Annotated in this window: 10 protein-coding genes and 1 pseudogene; 7 read left to right on the top strand and 4 right to left on the bottom strand. The window is 72.2% G+C overall.

Annotation, left to right across the window (positions count from 1 at the left end; all coding sequences use genetic code 11):
• The first annotated feature begins 233 nt into the window (after nt 1-233).
• The 4 genes and pseudogenes from ACVV2G_RS19350 to ACVV2G_RS19365 all read left to right on the top strand — a co-directional run.
• Nucleotides 234-740 carry a hypothetical protein gene (locus tag ACVV2G_RS19350; protein ID WP_453843983.1) on the top strand — a complete coding sequence of 169 codons (507 nt, stop codon included), beginning with the start codon at nt 234-236 and terminating at the stop codon, nt 738-740.
• A 56-nt stretch (nt 741-796) separates the two neighbouring features.
• Complete coding sequence (locus tag ACVV2G_RS19355; RefSeq protein ID WP_453843984.1) at nt 797-3,127, top strand: hypothetical protein; 2,331 nt, start codon at nt 797-799, stop codon at nt 3,125-3,127.
• Between the two features lie 97 nt (nt 3,128-3,224).
• Nucleotides 3,225-3,716, top strand: coding sequence for a hypothetical protein (locus tag ACVV2G_RS19360; protein WP_453843985.1), 492 nt, complete (start codon nt 3,225-3,227; stop codon nt 3,714-3,716).
• Nucleotides 3,717-3,882: 166 nt separating this feature from the next.
• Nucleotides 3,883-4,183: pseudogene (locus tag ACVV2G_RS19365) on the top strand (IS5/IS1182 family transposase); the annotation flags it as partial.
• Between the two features lie 56 nt (nt 4,184-4,239).
• On the opposite strand, the gene mycP reads toward ACVV2G_RS19365, so the two are convergent.
• Both mycP and eccB read right to left on the bottom strand, forming a co-directional pair.
• Nucleotides 4,240-5,493, bottom strand: coding sequence for a type VII secretion-associated serine protease mycosin (gene mycP, locus ACVV2G_RS19370; RefSeq protein WP_453843986.1), 1,254 nt, complete (start codon nt 5,491-5,493; stop codon nt 4,240-4,242).
• 29 nt (nt 5,494-5,522) lie between these two features.
• On the bottom strand, nt 5,523-7,049 hold the full coding sequence (eccB, locus tag ACVV2G_RS19375; protein ID WP_453843987.1) for a type VII secretion protein EccB: 1,527 nt from the start codon (nt 7,047-7,049) through the stop codon (nt 5,523-5,525).
• 227 nt (nt 7,050-7,276) lie between these two features.
• On the opposite strand from eccB, the gene eccE reads away from it, so the two are divergent.
• The 3 genes from eccE to ACVV2G_RS19390 all read left to right on the top strand — a co-directional run bounded on the left by eccE (nt 7,277) and on the right by ACVV2G_RS19390 (nt 12,904).
• A complete protein-coding gene (gene eccE, locus ACVV2G_RS19380) occupies nt 7,277-8,635 on the top strand; it encodes a type VII secretion protein EccE (protein WP_453843988.1) in 1,359 nt (452 codons plus the stop codon).
• The gene (locus tag ACVV2G_RS19385) at nt 8,632-9,408 is read left to right on the top strand and encodes a hypothetical protein (protein ID WP_453843989.1); all 777 of its coding nucleotides are present in this window, start codon (nt 8,632-8,634) and stop codon (nt 9,406-9,408) included. The genes eccE and ACVV2G_RS19385 overlap by 4 nt, the downstream gene beginning before the upstream one ends.
• 292 nt (nt 9,409-9,700) lie before the next feature.
• Nucleotides 9,701-12,904 carry an SCO5717 family growth-regulating ATPase gene (locus tag ACVV2G_RS19390; RefSeq protein ID WP_453843990.1) on the top strand — a complete coding sequence of 1,068 codons (3,204 nt, stop codon included), beginning with the start codon at nt 9,701-9,703 and terminating at the stop codon, nt 12,902-12,904.
• 84 nt (nt 12,905-12,988) lie between these two features.
• On the opposite strand, the gene ACVV2G_RS19395 is transcribed toward ACVV2G_RS19390, so the two are convergent.
• Both ACVV2G_RS19395 and ACVV2G_RS19400 read right to left on the bottom strand, forming a co-directional pair.
• Nucleotides 12,989-13,936 carry a bifunctional riboflavin kinase/FAD synthetase gene (locus ACVV2G_RS19395; protein WP_453843991.1) on the bottom strand — a complete coding sequence of 316 codons (948 nt, stop codon included), beginning with the start codon at nt 13,934-13,936 and terminating at the stop codon, nt 12,989-12,991.
• Nucleotides 13,937-14,070: 134 nt separating this feature from the next.
• Nucleotides 14,071-17,913: a trypsin-like peptidase domain-containing protein gene (locus tag ACVV2G_RS19400; protein WP_453843992.1), complete on the bottom strand. Its 3,843-nt coding sequence runs from the start codon at nt 17,911-17,913 to the stop codon at nt 14,071-14,073.
• Nucleotides 17,914-18,022: the final 109 nt, after the last annotated feature.

Raw genomic sequence — 18,022 nt, forward strand, 5'->3', positions numbered from 1 at the left:
GCGTGCCCGATGCGGCACTTGCGAGGCTCGTCCCTGCGGCACGCTCCGCCGGCGGGCGCATCCACTCGAAACCTTCACCTCCGCAATCACTCCGCGTCCGGCGTTGCCGGTTGGCCTTCCGGTGGCAGTTGCTGGTTTGCTGCGGAGGCCGGACATCGCAGGACGCCCGTCGGCCGCCACGATGACGGCAGAAGTCCTGCATACGGGGTGCACACGGGGAGGGGTCGCCGTTCATGGCATGGAACGAGTGGGAACAGCTCAAGGCCGACGCGCTGCAGCGCCGGCAGGGGTCGACGCACATGCAGTTGAACCAGGTGGACGGTGGCGCGCCCCCCAGACCGAACTCCTACGGGGACCTCGCGGTCGCCAACGACGGACTCACGAAGATCGGCACAGCCGCGTTCGAGCTCTACAACCAGTGTTGGGACAAGGCACGGGTGGCCGTGCCCACGAGTGACTCCGCGGCCGCGGACCTGGCGAAGCAGGGCTTCGCACTCGGCGCGGGACTCAAGCACGTGTCGGCCCGCTGGGACGAGCAGCTGAGATCACTGATGGACGCGTGCGCCCACATCTCGAACCACATGCGGGTCACCAAGAAGGTCCATGACGGGGACGAGGGCTACATCCAGCGGCAGATGAGCAGCATCGCCACGCTGGACGCCGGCTTCGACGAGCGGGTCGGAGCGCCGGGTGAGAAGAACCAGATCTACGGGGAGCCGGTCGAGAAGAAGAAGGAGTGAGAGGCGCTGCACGCCGCTCGCCCCATCCGGTCTCGTGCCACGCCAAGGACGTAACCATGCGACTCGACACCCTCCGCGACGCCGACTTCAAGCTGCTTGACGACGCCGTAAAGGACTGGTCGACCCTGGTCAGGAACCTCGCGACACTGAAGAAGGACGCCGAGGACAACCTGCACAAGGGCGCCAACAAAGCCGAGTGGGCCGGTGTGAACGCCACGGTGTCCAAGGAGTTCATCGGCAAGACCGCCGGTGAGTTCGCGGACGCCCATGCCCAGGCCGACACGATTCACAAGATCCTGAGAGACACGATGGGTGAGCTGAAGGGCTACCACCGGCAACTCGTCGAGGCCATCGACGGCGGGCGGAAGAAGAGCCTCAAGGTGACCGGGCACGAAGGGGGTTTCACCGTCACGACGGACGTTCCTCCCGAAGCCCGCGGCACGATGGACCAGGACAACGAGGCCGCCATCACCGCACTCCGTGACGAGATCCAGGGGATTCTCAACAAGGCCACCGAGAGCGACAACTCCGCCAAGACCGTCCTGCAGGCCATCGCCGACCAGAGCAAGCTGGGCTTCTCCGACGCCGGATACCAGGACCGGGACACCGCCGCCGACGCGATCAAGCAGGCCGACGCACTGGCCGCCCTCGCGAAGAAGAACCCCGACGACCTGAGCGTCAAGGACTTCGACAGGCTCAACGCGGGGCTGAGGAAGTACTCCGGTGACATGCTGTTCGCCGAGCGGTTCGCCACGGCGACGGGACCGGAGAAGACGCTGGAGTTCTGGGCCGGGATCGCCGATCCGCAGCGCGGCAACTGGGACTTGGATCGTGAGCGTCGCGAGCAGTTCGACGACCTGCAACGCAGTCTGGGCCTGACGCTGGCCAACGCCACACAGAGCGACTCGTCGGCGATGGCCGACTGGAAGCGCACGATGGTGGACATCGGTGACAAGCCGCTGTACGGCAACCACAGCGGACCGATGGGCTTCCAGGTCATGAGCAACCTCATGCGGACCGGTGACTACGACGACCGGTTCCTCACGGACTACGGCACGAAGCTCATGGCCACCGAGCGCCAGTTGACCGGCAACGGGGAGCGTCCGAACATGGCATGGCGCCAAGGGCCGGTGAATTCATTGCTGAACCGGATCGGGGATGACAGCGGGTCGGACCCGCTCACGGGCTACCTGAAGGGCCTGTCCAACAGCCCGGATGCTGCTACCGACTTTTTCAACGAACAGTTCGTGTCCAAGGGCGACCCGGACAACCCGTTCGAACGGGACCCGGACGGCAACGGAAAGAACGAAAAGGTCTCCCTGTCCAACTTCCAGTACCTCTTCGAGGAGCGGGACTGGCCGCAGGAGTCGGACTCCAAGGGCAACGACCTGCACACGGGGCAGAACAACCTGGCGTTGGCGCTTGAGGCCGCCACCACTGGTCACCCGGCAGGTGAGATGCCCACGGAAGACACCCCGGCACACAACGAAGGGCAGACCAAGCTCTTCGAGAGCCTCGTGGCTTCCGTCTCGGACGACAGTGAGCGGCTCACCGGCCGCTCGTACATGTCAGACAGCATCGGACAGATCGCGTCCGAGTATCTGCCCGACATCAACCGCGCGGCATCCGATGTGAATCCGCACCCCGACACGGGTGACGTAGACGCACAGCAGGCATGGAAGCGAATTGAGAACCTGTACCCGGTATCCGGCTCTTTCGCTGAGATGAATCATCGTGACGTTTCCAAGTTCCTCTTCGCCGTCGGCCAGAACCCTGAAGGGTATGCTGCCGTCGAGGTGGGGCAGAAGAGCTACATGTCCCATCTGATGGACTACCACCTGAACCCCGACCTGCCGGAAAGCCGGAGGCCCGATCACGATCAAGAACTCACAGTTCGCGCTATCGCGGGTCATTCAGGGGAGGTATCCGGAACAATTGCCATGGGACGGAACGAAGCCGTTGTATCCGGCGCCGTTTCAAGCGATTCCGACTACGACCATTCCGTCGCTCAATGGAAGAACGTCATTTCAGGAACCGTCGGGCTCGGCGTTGGTGTCGGCACGTCATTCATCGCCTCACCTGCCGTCGGCGCCGGCGTAGGCGCCGCGGCGGGTACCGTGACCAGCGTGACTCTGGAGCAGATGTTCAAGGATGCGGAGGGAAACGCAAAGGATGGCGCTGGACCGAAGATGGGCGAACACTGGGAGAATGGCCAGGACTCCAATATGGCGTACACCAGGCGAGCCGCTTCGGAAGCCGCACGGGCACACAGCCACCCCCATCCAGGCGATGTTGCCACATGGGCAGAGAACGAGTCTTCCAAGGGATACCTCTCTGCTGGCGACTACATGGGACGCGTGGCACCTGAGCTACTCACCGAGATTTGATAAAGCCAGCCGCATATCCAGACCGCCGTGTACTGCCGATGGGGCACAAGCTGAGGAGCGCGTCCACTTGCACACTCGACATTTCACACGGGCCTGGATGACGCTCGCGGTCTTGGGCTGCCTTGGTGGCTGCACTGAAGCCGATCAGAATCAGGAGTACGACGTCCCTAAGTCACTCTGCGGCATTTCAGTGGATCGGGAAGCGCTTTCTCAGCTGCTTCCACCAGGCGGAAAGATCACGATCGAAGAGAAGAACCCAGTGCCCACCCGAGACCGCTGCCAGGTGAACATCGATGAAAAGGCAGCCCTTATGGCGAGCCAGGAGTGGTGGGAAGAAGGCGCGAACGTCGTCGATGTGGCCAAGGGCATTCCTCAGCTGAAGTCAGCGAAGTTGACAAATGACGACAGCTATCTATTGACGGGCAAGGGTGCCGCGAGGAAGGCACAGTGCTCCAGCGAAGGGAATCCCGGGCACGACCTTTTCCTGACCGTTCAGGTGTATGCGGATGGGGTGAACGATCCGACTGCGATGGAAAGGATGATCACCACCTATACACGATCGGCTGAGGACTCCCTGGCATGCAGGTGATGGGCCGGGAGTGCAGGCCAACTCCATGTGTCGAGTTGTGCGTGAGCAAGCCGCTTGAAGACAGGGATGTCCACTGCGTTACGACTATCTTCGGCTGACGGCCAACTGGCATACGCTACCGCCCAGGCTGCCCGGACAACCGATCTTCTACGCGAAGGTGGAGCGCGAGAACTACCGCTACTCCCCCAATCATCAGGTCGTGATCGACGCGGACGCCCGGCTCATCGTCGTCGTCGGCCGATCGCTGCTCGGGAGACGCGCCGGTTACAAGCCGTGGAAGGAATGCGGCGTCAAGGCCGCCGTCGGCAGCACTTTCACGATCGCGACAACGGGATCGCCGGGGCGGGCTCGTCATCCCACATCCTCGACGCACAGGCGAAGAACTGCCCGAATGGAAGGAAGTGCGCAATAGATCCCACAAGCAGCGCCCTGCCCGCGTCGAGCACGTCTTCGTCCGCACGAGGACCTGAGTGCACGGCAGGCGCGCACAGGGCCAGCGCTGACAGCCACACCCCGTGCAACCTCACCGCCCCCCGCGCCTCCGGCGTGCGTCTCGTGTGGCCACTGATGTGCCGACGAGGCCCGTTGCGAGGACCAGGCCGCCGACCACCACGTACGTGCCCACGCGGGTGTTGCGTTCCTGGGCCGTCTCGCCGAAGTGGACCGGGGGGACGGAGGGGGCCTCGGCCGGGAGGACGCCCTTGTCGGGGGCCGGGGATTCGACGGGGTGGGCCGGGTCGACGGCCGTGAGGGCCTTGACCGGGTCGATGACGCCCCAGCCGACGAGGCGGTCGTGGCCGGGGATGGAGCGTTCGGCCGTCTGCTCGATCTGGGCGACGATCTGGGCGGCCGTCCACTTGGGGTACGTGGCCTTCAGGAGGGCCGCCACCCCGGCCACGTACGGCGCGGAGAAGCTCGTGCCGTTGTCCGAGCAGTGGCCGCCGCCGGGGACCGTGGAGATCATGTCGACGCCGGGAGCCGCCACGCCGACGAACTCGCCCGACTGGGAGAACGGCGCGCGTTCGTTGTTGCGGTCGGAGGACGCCACGGCCAGGACGCCGTCGTAGGACGCCGGGTAGGTGACCTTGACGTTGCCGCCGAGGCCGTCGTTGCCCGCGGAGGCGACGACCACGACCCGCTGGGCCAGGGCGTGGTCCACCGCGTCCTTCAGGCTCTGGTCGGGTTCGACGGCGTTGGCCGTGTCCTGGGAGATGTTGATGACGTCGGCGCCCGCGTCGACGGCGTACCGGATCGACTGCGCGAGGGTCTTCGCGGTGCCGTTGCCCTCCGCGTCGTTCTGCTTGACCGGGATGATGGTGGCCTCGGGGGCCAGGCCCACGAATCCGGTTCCCCGGGCGGGGCGGGCGGCGATGATGCCGGCCACCCGGGTGCCGTGGCCGACGGTGTCCGTGGTGCCCTGGGCGTTGCCCCGCTCGATCTCCTCGCCCTCGGAGTTCTTGGCCGGCAGGTAGTTCTTGCCCTTGGACGCGTCGACGGCACCGGTGAGTTGCGGGTTCTTGACGTCCACGCCCGTGTCGATCACCGCGACCCGGACGCCGGCGCCCTTCGACTGCTGCCAGAGTTCGTCCAGGTTGACGCGTTGCAGCGACCACGGCCGGCCCTCGTACGCCTTTGACGGGAAAGTGCACTGCCCGCCGTCGTCGGCCTTCGCCTCGGGTGCCGGGAGGGCGCACACCGCCGTCCCCGCGAGGAGCGTCGCCGCGAGGGCGGCCGTCGCCGTACGGGGGATCCTGGTGAAGCGGCTTGCCTGCGACATGTCTTCGTCGTTCTCCTGGGATGCCACCGCTACGAGCCCTGCGGCTGCCGCGCCGCCGCTTCCGACAGTCGGGGGCCGGTGGGCAGGAACGTGGACCAGTTCACCGGAACGGGGGACGGCTTCACCTTCTCGTATCCGAGGCGGGTCTGTGCGATGCGGGCTTCGTTGAGCTGCTGCTCGCGCTGTTTGTCGGAGGTGCCGATGCCCTTGTCGTCCGTGGCGCTGTCGTTGTTGGACTGCAGGGCGTACCGCAGTCCCGTGTCGGTGACGAGGAAGACCCCGCCCGCGTCGGTCTCGCTGCCCTGGAACTGGCGGTAGAGCTGGCCGGAGCCCGGGGTGACGTACGCGCTGGAGGAGCCGGTGGGCAGCTGGGCGGGAAAGTCCTTGCCCGACCAGGTGGACAGGGTGGTCACGCCGTTCCCGGCGTTCACCGAACGCAGGACGTTGCAGACGGTGTTGCGGCCGGTGGTGGCGGAGGAGCTGTCGTTGACCGTCCTGGGCTGGTACGACGGCCAGTTCCGCTGTCCTTCGAAGACGGTGCTGTCGACGACCGCACCGGGACTGACCTGCTGCGCCTCACCGGCCTGTCCGACACCCACGAGGTCGCCGCTGTTGAGCAGCAGGGTGGCGGTGAACTCCGAGATGCGCGCCACGCCGCCGCTCAGGACCACGTAGTACTGCATGCGCCGGCCGTCGTAGGCCTTGATGACCATGCCGACCCTGTCGTACTGCCGGAGCATGCCGGAGGCTCCCGCGTCCGCGCCCGGCGTGCCCTCGATGTCGGGGATGGCGATCGGGTCGCCCTTGTGGAGGGTGTCCAGCCAGTCCTGGGAGACGCGCTGGGGGGCGCGTCCCTGGGTGTCGAGGGCCTTGAGGAGTTCCTTGTCGGTGGGGTCCGCCAGCGGGTACGCGTAGCCGCGCGAGTCGACCACGTACTGGCTCTCGCCGTCCGGGCCGACCACGTACATCAGCTCTCCGCCGACGAGTCTGTTCGCACCCTCGGTCTTGCCCCACTGCTTCTCAGCGAGGACGAACGCGGCCTTCTGGATGGCCCGGCCGCCCGGCCCCGGGCGCTCGCAGACCGCCCACCGCATGGCCTTCTCGGCCTCCTCGGGCGAGGGCAGGCGGTCGGGTGCGTAGGGGATCCCGATGGTGGCTCCGTGCGGGGGCTCGCCGCTGTCCAGTACGTCCTCGGCGACCGTGATGACGCTGTCCTTGTCGGGGTCCAGGAGGAGTTTGGCGGACGCCATGTTGAGGACCGGGTGCAGCTGCTTGTCCCCGCCCGTCTTCAGGACGACGTACCGGGTCGTGGACTTGCTTGCCACGATCACGTGCGCCCCCGGCTCGTTCCACCCCTTCGGGGCCGTGGGGCTGAACATGCCGATCGCGCCGAACACGGCGAGGACGACCACGCCGACGACGAGGCTCGGCACGACCGCTCTGAGCGGCTTGGGGGCCCCCTCCTCCGAGCCCGTCGGGGAGGGCTGCAGGAAGGACGCGAGAGTGCGGCGCTTCGCGAAGGTGTAGGCGTTCAGTTCATCGCGCCGTGATGCCATCTGTGTTCGTTCTCTCCCCGTACGACGTACGACGTCATGGAGACCGGCGGAGCGGCGGTGCGGACGACCGGCGTACGTCCCGTCCCGGTCGCCTCCGGAACCCCGGCTGTCGGACCCGGCACCTACTATGCCTGTTGCACGGTGGTGCGCGCGGCACGGGTAGGGTGCTGAAGCCTCGCCACTGCGGAGTGCGGTGTTATTCGGGACAGTTCGGGGGTTTTGCAGTGATGGCTTCCGCACCGCGAACCCGGTCGCGATCGCGATCCGCGGCGCGACGGGCCGACGCGGCGTCGGCCGCCGGGGAGTCCGCCACGTCCCGCGGGTCGGCCGCACGCGGTTCATCGGCCGCTCGTGGTCCCGTCACGCCGCACCTGCGGACGCGTTCGGGGCGTGGCGGCTCCTTCGCGTTGCAACGGCTGGTGATGCTGGAACTGGCCGCCGCGCTGGTGGTGTGCGGTTGGCTCGTCGGAACGTCCGCCCTGGTACCGGCGGGGGTGGCCGCCTGCGTCCTGGCGCTGCTCGCCGTCGTACGCCGTCGGGGGCGCTCCCTGCCGGAGTGGCTGGGCAGTCAGCTGGCTCTCCGTGCCCGCCTGCGCAGAGCCCCGGACACGCCCCCGCCCTCCGGGGTGGACTCCAGCCTGGTTCCGGCCGTGGAGTGCGAGCCGAATCTGCGGACGTACCAGTACAGCCACCGGGACGACCACGACCGGCGTCCGGTGGGCATGGTGGGTGACGGGGGGTTCCTCACCGCGGTTCTCCAGGTGGAGGCCGACGCCGGTGCCCTGCGCGCCGAGCGCGGGCGCACGCCGCTCCCCCTGGCCCTGGTGCGGGACGTGCTCGACGTGGACGGCATCCGGCTGGAGTCGGCCCAGGTCACCGTGCACACGCAGCCCGCGCCCGCTCCTCACCTGCCGCAGGAGTCGGTCGTGGTGAGGAACTACGCGCAGCTCCAGGCGCAGACGTCCTCCCCTGCGGTCCGCATCACGTGGATCGCGCTGAAGCTCGATCCCGAGCTGTGCCCGGAGGCGGTGGCCGCACGGGGCGGTGGACTCCTCGGGGCGCAGAAGTGCCTGGTGCGTTCGGCCGAGCACCTGTCCAGCCGGCTGACCGGCGCCGGGTTCAGGGTCAACGTACTGACGGAGGAGGAACTGGCCGCCGCCGTCGCCACCTCGGCGTGCGCCAACCCGATGGTGACCACCCAGGCCGACCAGGGCGACGCCCCCCGGCGCCGGACCGAGGAGTCCAGCCGGAGTTGGCGCTGCGACAACCGGCGGCACACCACCTACTGGGTACGGCGCTGGCCCCCGCTCGGCGGCTCCGGCGTCGGGCTGCCGCAGCTGGTGGCCCAGTTGACGGCGGTTCCCGCGCTGGCGACGACGTTCAGTCTGACGCTGGCCCGCAGCGGGCAGCAGGACGTCGCGGTCACCGGGCACGTGCGGGTCACCGGCCGCAGCAGCACCGAGCTGTCCGACGCGCGCCGGGCCCTGGAGCGCGCCGCGCGTCAGTCACGCACGGGACTCGTCCGCCTCGACCGTGAGCAACTGCCCGGTGTGCTCGCCACGCTGCCGCTCGGAGGTGCCCGTTGACGGCCACGACCACGTCGACCTCGCCCGCCGGCCCCGCTGACGGCGGCCGGCCGGACGGCGGTCCGCGGGAGCGGCTGCGCACCGGTTTCGGGCTGTTGGGGCCGCGGCATCCGCGGCACACGCTGTCCCTCTCCCAGATCGACACGCTGGCCCTGCCCGTCGGGGACGACGGTGTCGTCGTGGGAGTGGACGCCGAGGGGCATCCCGCGGTGCTCGGGGTGAATCGCCCGACGCCGTTCGACATCCTGTTCATCGGCGGCCTGTGGACGGCACAGGTGCTGGCGCTGCGCGCGGCGGCGACGGGTGCGCGGGTCACGGTGGAGACCGGCAGGCCCGGGCACTGGGCGCAGGTCGTCCAGGCGGTCGGCGGTGGCCAGTCGGGGATGACGGTGCACGATGTGGGCCGGGTGCCCCCGCAGGGTGCCTCGGCGATGGGGCCCGTCCTGGTGATCCGGGACTGCGGCATGCGGCCGCCGCGTGGGCGGGTGGCGTCGGCGCCCTGGCAGTCGGTGCTCACCCTGCTGCCGTATCTGAGCCCGGTGGCACCGCGCTTGATGCGGCAGGCGCGTCTGGTGGGGGTCCAGCGCGTCTCGCCGGACGAGGCGGTGGAGATCGGCCGTGCGGCACGGCTGCCCCGCGCCGAGTACGAGGCGCTGCCCACCCTCGCCGACGGGGTCACCCTGTGGTGTACGGACCGCGACCGGCAGTACGTGATGACCCAGCCGACGGATGCCGAGGTCGGGTTGCTGGGTACGCCGCGCCGGATGGACTGACCGACTGCTTATCGACCGGTTTGCCGTCTTACGGTGACGACACGCGTGTGCCTTCGCCGCGGCGGTTCCCGGAAATCGGCGGCTGCCGAGTGCCGGGCAGGGCTGCCGGGGCAGCGCCCGTGGTGATTAGGCTGGGTCTCGGCGCGACGCGAGAACCCGTGGACCGGGCATCGGCGTCCCAGGGGGAGAGTCCGTGACTCGGGCGACCTCGTACGGCCGCGGACAACTGCGAATGACAAGCACGGGTCGCCCCAGCACGGCATGAGGGTGCTCGACCACACCAGGAGGAACTGTGAGCAGCGATCGGGACGGGATGCGCGGGGGCTGGGCGACGCCCGGCGATGACCAGCCCGACGCGGAGTCCGCCATCGAGGCGACGGGCGAGTTCACCATCGACTACGCGCCACCCGCCTGGTACACCCAGAACGCGTCGGGCGACTCGGGGCAGGGGCACGGGCAGGGTGCCGCACCCGCTCCCGCCGCTCCGCCCGCTCCGCCCTCTTCTGAAGGGCCGGTTCCTCCGTTGGCGGGGTCGGTGCCGCCGCCCCGGGCGTTCGCCTCCGACGGTCCCTCCTCCACCCCGGGTCCGGCTGCGCCGGCACCCTTCGCTCCGCCTCCGCCGCCCGCTCCGAGCGCCCCGTTCGCGCCACCCGCGCCGCCGGTCGGAGTGCCCGGTCTGCCGGTCGGGAGTGGCTTCGAGCCGCAGCAGACGCAGGGTGGGACGCCCACTCCCCCGCCCGCCGAGGAGCCCCGGTCCGACCACGGTGATCTGGAGAGCGGCGCCACCATGCGCTTCTCCGCGGCCGCCCTGAAGCGGGAGATCGCCGAGCGCGCCTCGGGGGACGCCGGGGAGGAGGACCGGCCGGGTTCCGCAGCCGATGCGTCGGAGGTCGCCTCCGAGAACGAGGTGGACCCGTCCTCCGGCAGTACGGGCGGCGAGGGGGGCACGCCGGACGAGTCCCCCGCCGTGGCGGACCACTCCATGGGGTCCGAGCGCCTCGACGCGCCCGGACCCGCTGTCGGCCCGGAACGCACCGATGCCGGTGAGCAGGACAACGTGACGGGCGAGGACGCCACGAGCCGGGACGACAGGGCCGAGAACGACACGGCCGACGCGGCCGACACCGCCGGTGCCCCTGGCGGGTCCGACAGGTCCCACGGGTCCCACGGGTCCGAGGCATCAGATCCGCCCCAGGGGCCCGGCGCCTCGGAGGCGTCGCAGCACGCCGGTCCGGCTCCGGACGTCGAGCCGGAGCGGGTCGCTCCGGTGGCCGTGCCCGGACCCGGGGCCGGTGAGGGCACGGTGGGCGGGGCCGGGAACGCGACGGTCGGTCCTCGGGTCGCCCAGCAGCCCGCCCCGGAAGGCGTGACGCCCGTCGCGGCACCCCCCGAGGCCCTTCCGGCCGAGGCCCCTCCCGCGGTTCGGGGCGGGGTGCCGCCGCTGCCCCCGTCGTACCCTCCCGCTGCCCCCGCTCCGGCGCAGCAGTGGCCCACGCAGCCGCAGCCGGCCCCCGCCGCTCCGGAGCACCCCGGTGTGCCGGCCCAGCATCCTCCGTTCCAGCCGCAGGCTCCGCAGCCCGCGCCCGCCGCGTGGAACCCGCCGGCCGCCGCGCCGATGCCGCCGAACCAGCCGCCCGCGCAGCCCGCTCCGCAGGCCGGTTACGGGTTCCCGCAGCCGACCGCCACGCCCCCGGGGGCACCACAGCCCCCCGTCCAGCAGGCGGGCGGCGCACCTGCTCCCGCGGTCGGCGCCGCGTCGGGCTACGGGTTCCCGCAGGCCGACGCGTCGGCCCACCGGCCCCACCCTCCGTCGCAGCCCGGTGGTTACGGCTTCCCACAGGCACCCGCGCCGCACGACCAGTCGCAGCAGCCGCAGCAGCCGCAGCGACCGCCGTATGCCGGCGTGCCGCAGCAGGGTCAGCCGCAGGGTGACGCGCAGACCCCGCCGGTCGCGCCGCAGGCGGCGCAGCAGGGCTTCGCCCAGCAGCCTCACCACGCCCCCGCCCCGCACCCCCCGTTCGCCCAGACACCGCCCCCCGCCCCCCAGCCGGGCCAGCCGGGCCAGCCGGGCCAGCCGGGCCAGCCGGGCCAGTATCAGCACCCCCAGCCGCCTCACCAGCCCTCCCAGCCTCAGCAGCCCCCCGCCGACCCGCGTCTCGGTGCCGCCTGGCCCCAGGCCATCCAGCACGACCAGCGTCAGCCCACCAACCCGGGTGCCGCGCCGCTCGGTTACACGGCGGCTGTGGAGCTGTCGTCCGACCGGCTGCTCAACAACAGGAAGCAGAAGGCGAAGAGCAGCCGCCCGGCAGCCGGCGGCTCCCGGTTCAAGCTGGGCGGCAAGAAGGAGGAGGCCGAGCGGCAGCGCAAGCTGGAGCTGATCCGCACCCCGGTGCTGTCCTGCTACCGCATCGCCGTCATCAGCCTCAAGGGCGGCGTCGGCAAGACGACGACCACCACCGCCCTCGGCTCCACGCTCGCCACCGAGCGGCAGGACAAGATCCTCGCGATCGACGCCAACCCGGACGCCGGCACGCTCGGCCGCCGCGTGCGCCGCGAGACGGGCGCCACCATCCGCGACCTCGTCCAGGCGATCCCGTACCTCAACTCGTACATGGACATCCGGCGGTTCACCTCCCAGGCCTCCTCCGGGCTGGAGATCATCGCCAACGACGTCGACCCGGCCGTGTCCACGACCTTCAACGACGAGGACTACCGGCGCGCGATCGACGTGCTGGGCAGGCAGTACCCGATCATCCTCACCGACTCCGGCACCGGCCTGCTCTACAGCGCCATGCGCGGCGTCCTCGACCTCGCCGACCAGCTCATCATCATCTCGACGCCGTCCGTGGACGGTGCGAGCAGTGCCAGTACGACGCTGGACTGGCTGTCCGCGCACGGGTACGCCGATCTCGTCTCCCGGTCCCTCACCGTCATCTCCGGGGTCCGCGAGACCGGAAAGATGATCAAGGTCGACGACATCGTCGGGCATTTCCAGACGCGGTGCCGGGGCGTCGTCGTGGTGCCGTTCGACGAGCACCTGGCCGCCGGTGCCGAGGTCGACCTCGACATGATGCGGCCGAAGGTCCGGGAGGCGTACTTCAACCTCTCGGCGTTGGTCGCCGAGGACTTCGTCCGCCATCAGCAGTCGCACGGCCTGTGGACGTCCAACGGCAACCCGCCCCCGGTGGCCGCTCCGCCGATGCCGGGCCAGGAGCACCAGGGCCAGCCGATGCCCGGCCAACCCGTGCCCGGCCAACCCATGCCCGGTCAGCACCCGGTGCAGGGCGGGCCCGGCACCCCCGGTCACCCGGGCCAGTACGCCGCATACGGACACCCCCACCCCGGCCAGGCCAGGCCCGATCAGCCCCCACCGGATCAGCCCCACGCCCAGCAGCCCGGACAGCCGTACCCGTACCAGCCCGGACAGCCGTATCCGCAGCCCGGTTACGGATACCCGCAGCCGGGGCAGGCGCCTCCCCCGCCGCCGCAGCAGTGACCCCCGACGCCGGAGGGCGGCCGGCGCTCACCAGCACCGGCCGCCCTCCGGCGTCGTCCGCGTACGAGACTCCGGACGGAAGACCTAGGACGCCGCCGCGACCAGGTTCCGGCAGCGCTCCACGTCCGCGGCCATCTGCTCCAGGAGCGCGTCCAGCGTCTCGAACCTCGCCTGGCCGCGTACGAAGGCCAGGAAGTCCACGGCGACGTGCAGGCCGTACAGGTCGAGGTCCACGCGGTCGATGGCGTACGCCTCCACCGTGCGCTCGGTGCCCTCGAACTGCGGGTTGGTGCCGACGGAGATCGCGGCCGGCATCACCTCGCCCTGCGCGTGCAGCCAGCCGGCGTAGACGCCGTCGGCCGGGATGGCGGTGTGCGGGAGCGTCTCCACGTTGGCGGTGGGGAAGCCGAGTTCGCGGCCGCGCTGGGCGCCCCGGACGACGACGCCCTCGACGCGGTGCGGCCGGCCGAGGATCTCCGCTGCGCCCTCGACGGCGCCCTCGGCGACCAGGCGGCGGGTGAGGGTGGAGGAGAACGGCTCGCCGCCGCCCGCGTCACCGGTCACGTACAGGTCCACGGCCTCGACCTCGAAGTCGTAGATCTTGCCCTGCTCGACCAGGAAGTCCACGTCTCCGGCCGCCTTGTGGCCGAAGCGGAAGTTGGGACCTTCGACGACCGCCTTGGCGCGCAGCCGGTCGACCAGGACCTTCACCACGAAGTCGGCCGCGGACAGCTTCGAGAACTCCGTCGTGAACGGCAGGATCAGCACCGCGTCCACGCCCAGCTCCGCCATCAGTTCGGCGCGGCGGTGGTGCGGGGCGAGCAGCGGCGGGTGGCTGCCGGGGCGGACCACCTCGCTGGGGTGCGGGTCGAAGGTGACGACGACGGCGGGCACGCCCAGCTCGCGGGCACGGTCCACGGCGTGCTTGATGATGAGCTGGTGTCCGCGGTGGACACCGTCGTAGGAGCCGATGGTGACGACGCTGCGTCCCCAGTCCTCGGGGATGTCCTCCAAGCCACGCCAGCGCTGCACTGTGTCTGCTCCTTGTCGCAAACTCGTCGGAGTCGATGCCTCTTACGCAGCTCTAAGAGTGCCATGCCGTGCGCCTCCCGCCCGCATCGGTGTCGCCCTGTGACCGGGTGCACGCCGTGCGGAGCGGTCCCGGGTCACGCGGGAACCCGGGCGTCCGCCAGATTCTCCAGCGTGCGGCGCGCGCTGGGGCCCACCAGCGCGGCCCACTCCTGCGGCGCGTCGGCCAGCCAGCCGGTCACCAGCGCGGCGAAGCCCGGAAGGCGGCGTCCCAGGCCGACGAGGGCGCGGTCGAAGCGGGTGGCTCCCTCCGGGGTGCGCAGGAGGAGCAGACCGGTGCGGTGGACGAGGGCGCGCGGCTCCTCGCCGCCGCCCCGGACGGCCGCGTGCAGCAGCGCCTCCAGGACCGCCGGCTCCCGCTCGTGGGCCAGGAGGTGGGCGCGCAGCTCACCGCGGAGCGGGCCGCGGCCGGGGGCGCCGTCGGTGGCCAGGACGCCGGCGAGCGCGGCCCGTACCGGCTCGGGGCCGTCCTCCAGCAGGGCGGTGACCAGGGGGTGGAGTACGGAGCGGGCCGTGGGGTCCGCGTCGAGCCGCCGGTCGACGTACGCCGCCACGTGGCCGGCGGTCTCCGGGCGCTCCGCCACCGCCTCCCCGAGGAGCGCGGCCACCCGGCGCGCCAGCGCGGGCGTGGTGGCGTCGGCGAGCCTGCGCAGCGCCTCCCCCGCGTCGGGGCCGCGCAGCCGGGCCCGGAAGGCTTCCAGGACGGGCTCCGGGTGGGTCGGCAGGGCGGCGGCCACCGCGCTCGGCGGAAGGTACGGGTCGCCGGCCGCGAAGTGGCCGAGCGCCGTGGGGAGGTGGCGGTCGCGGCTGCCGGGGTCCTGTACGAGCAGGGCGAGCGCGCCGCCGTGCAGCGGATCGCCGGCCGGGCCGGCGAGCAGCACCAGGGCGGCGTGGCGCAGCAGGGTGCGGTCGGCGTCGGTCCGGGCGTGCGGGGCGGTGCGCAGACCGTGGGTCACCGCCGCGGTCCGCCGTGCCGGGCGCTCGTCGCGGGCCCACCGCTCGACGGCCCGGCAGAGGGCGGACGGTTCCTCCTCCGCGAGGACGGCGAGGAGTTCGTCGGCCCGCCGGTGCGCGCTGTCGACGAGTGCCTCGGTGAGGCCGTCCAGGCCACGGTGACGGTGGGTGTGCAGCAGGGCCTGCGCGGCGGTCGCGACGGTCGCGTGCGGGGTGGCGGGCAGCGGCCTCTCGTCGTCGAACCAGCGGACGAGGAGCGGTTGTACGGCCGCGGGGTCGGCGGCGAGCAGTCCGGCGACGGTGTCGAGGTGGCGGGGGCCGGGCGCGTGCGGAGGCCCGTCGGCGAGGACGAGCCGGCGCAACAGGTCCAGGCGGGTGGCCTCCGGGAGCCGCAGGGCGGTCCAGAAGGCGGGCCCGAACTCCCCGGCTGCCGCCCGCCCCTCGCCGCTCCGTTCCGCGACGCCGTCGGCGAGCAGCCGCAGCACCTCCGTGTACGGCGTCGCGTCGGGCACCCTGGTCAGCACCTCGGCGAGCAGCCGGGCCGCCCACCAGGAGTGCGGGTCGGCGTCGAGGGCGGTGACCAGCTCTTCGAGGGTCAGCGCGAGTTGGGGGATGCCGTGCTGGCGGCCGAGGAGCAGCACGGCCTCGGCGACGGGGCCGATGCGGTGGTGCGGCACGGGCGGGGCGTGGGTGCCGTGCGGGGCCGCGCGGCGGTGGACGAGGGCGCGCAGGGCCTCGTCGAGGTCGAGGTGTGTGCCCTGGATCCAGTCGGCGAGTTCCTCGTGCGCGAAGCGGTAGCCGCCGCCCGCCGGTACGAGGAGGCCCTCGGCGAGCACGGCGGCCGCCCAGCCGGTGACCCCGCCGAGCCGGGCAGGCGCCTGTCCCCACGGGAAGACGGCCTCGAACGACTCCCGGTCCAGCTCCCCCTGCCCGGGGCCGAGACTGCGCCGGGCGGCCTCGTGCACCTGCCCGGAGACCTTCGCCGCGAGCCGGCGTACGGCGGTGCCGCGCAGGCCGTTCTGGCCGGCCAGACGGGTCGCGACGCGCAGGCACATCAGGTCCAGGTAGGCCGCGAAGACCGCGTCCCGGTCGACGCGGGCGGGGGGCGGGGAGCCGGGGAGGGCCGCGTGGACCTCCGCGAGCAGACGGAGGGTCAGCGGGTGCCGGCCGTCCGGGCCGGCGAGGGCGCCTTCCGGCAGGCGGTAGCGGGCGCGCGCCTCACGGGCCTCGTCGTCGCCCAGGTCGCCGAGGCGGACGCAGGGCGGACGTCCCGCGCCGACCACTCCGGAGGCCGGTTCGGCGGATGCCGTTCCGGACGACGGCCCCGCGGCGGCTGCCCCGGCCTCCGGCTCCCCGGGGACGACCGGCCGGGCGCCGCGACCGCCGGTACCGCTGACATCGCCGTTGCCGTTGCCGGAGACCGCCCCCGCCCACGGCTCCCGCGCGCCGCCGGCGGCACCGGTGCCGCCGGCGGCGCGGACGCGAGGCGCCGGCACGGGTACGGCCCGTCCGGCCGGCCGGTCCCCCACGGCCGCCGGCGCGCGCGTCGGCGCCCCGTGCAACAGCTCCGGCGGGAACTCCGCCCCCGCCCGTTCCCAGTACTCCCCCCGGCAGGCCACGACGAGCCGTGTCCCCGTCTCCCGCAGCCAGGCCGCCGTGCCCTCGGTCCACTCGGGGAGGCGGTGGGCGAGGACGGGCGGCATCTCCTCGGGGCCGTCGAGGAGGAGCAGGAGGGGGCGCCCGGCGGCGCGGGCGAGGTGGGCGAGGCGCTCCGGGGTGATGTCGCCGAGGCCGGCGGGACGTGAGCGGTCGGAGGCGGCCACGATGCGGGCGGCCCGGGCCAGCGTCCTGCGTGCCGCGTCGGCCACCGACCTGTCGTCGTCGCGAAGATCGGCGCCCCGCAGCCACAGGGTGGGCGCCGGTTCCGTGCCCCGGGAGCGGTGGGCGGCGAGCCTCGCCAGCTCGGTCGTACGGCCACTGCCCGGCGCGCCGACCAGCCCGAGGACACGGGCGCCGCTCCCCGTGAAGGCGGTGAGCTCCCGCGCGACGGCGACCCGCTCGACCGGTTCCACGGCCGCCGCACCGGTGCCGGTGCCGGAACCCGCACGGCCACCGCCACCTCCACGGCCCCCCATGCCGAACCCGCCCCCGCCCCCGACGACCACCCCGGGCGGGCCGTCCTGCCCCACCGAGGTCGCCGTGAGCGCGAGCACGCCGGCCAGGTTGAGGTCGGTGCCGTAGGCCGGGACCGTCGCCGCGTTCTCGGCGAGCAGGTCGGCGAGGGGCCCGGGAGCGGGCGGCAGCGGTACGGCGAAGCCGACGTCGCTGTGTCCGGAGCACAGGGCGGTGCCGAGGACGCCGAGGACGGCACCGGTCGTGAGGTCGAGCACCGGGCCGCCCGCCGCGCCCCCGCCGAGGCGCAGCGCGTCCCTTCCCGAGGTGCCGACCGCGAGTTCCAGGGCGTCGCGCAGGACGTGGAAGCGGTCGGTGGCCGCGTAGTGGACGTCGGTGGTGCCCAGGACGCGGGCCTCGCGCCAGCCGGCGGCGGCGATCCGGACGTACGTGCCGGCGTCGACCCGGCTCCGCGCGCCGACCGGCAGCGGTTCGACGCCGAGGCCCTCCGCGCGTACGAGGGCCAGGCCGAGGGCGGGCAGCGGGGTCACGTCGGCGGCGGCCACGACACGGCGGCGGCCACCGGCGGTGCTCAGCACGAGCCGGGACAGACCGTCGACCGCTTCGTGGCTGGTGATCAGTGTGCCGCGGTGGTCGGCGACGAACCCCGTGCCGCGGGGGCGGCCGGCGAGGTCGTGGAGCTGGACCAGGACGTCGTCGGGCGGGCACCGCCTCGCCTCGGCCTCCGGGGCGGCGAGGCCGGGCGAACCGCCGCGCGTGTCCTGGAAGCCCTCCCGGGACCGCCGTGCCGCCCTGCCGCCGCCCGCCTCCCGGGACCGGTTCCGCGACGCCATCGTCGAACCTCCCCGCCATACACCCGTGCCGTGTGTTCGACGGTAGGCCGGTGATGATCAGCGGGACAGATCACGTGACGAACGCGCCCCCTCGCACCCCCCGGTTCAC

This window comes from Streptomyces sp. JK94, from assembly GCF_053613315.1.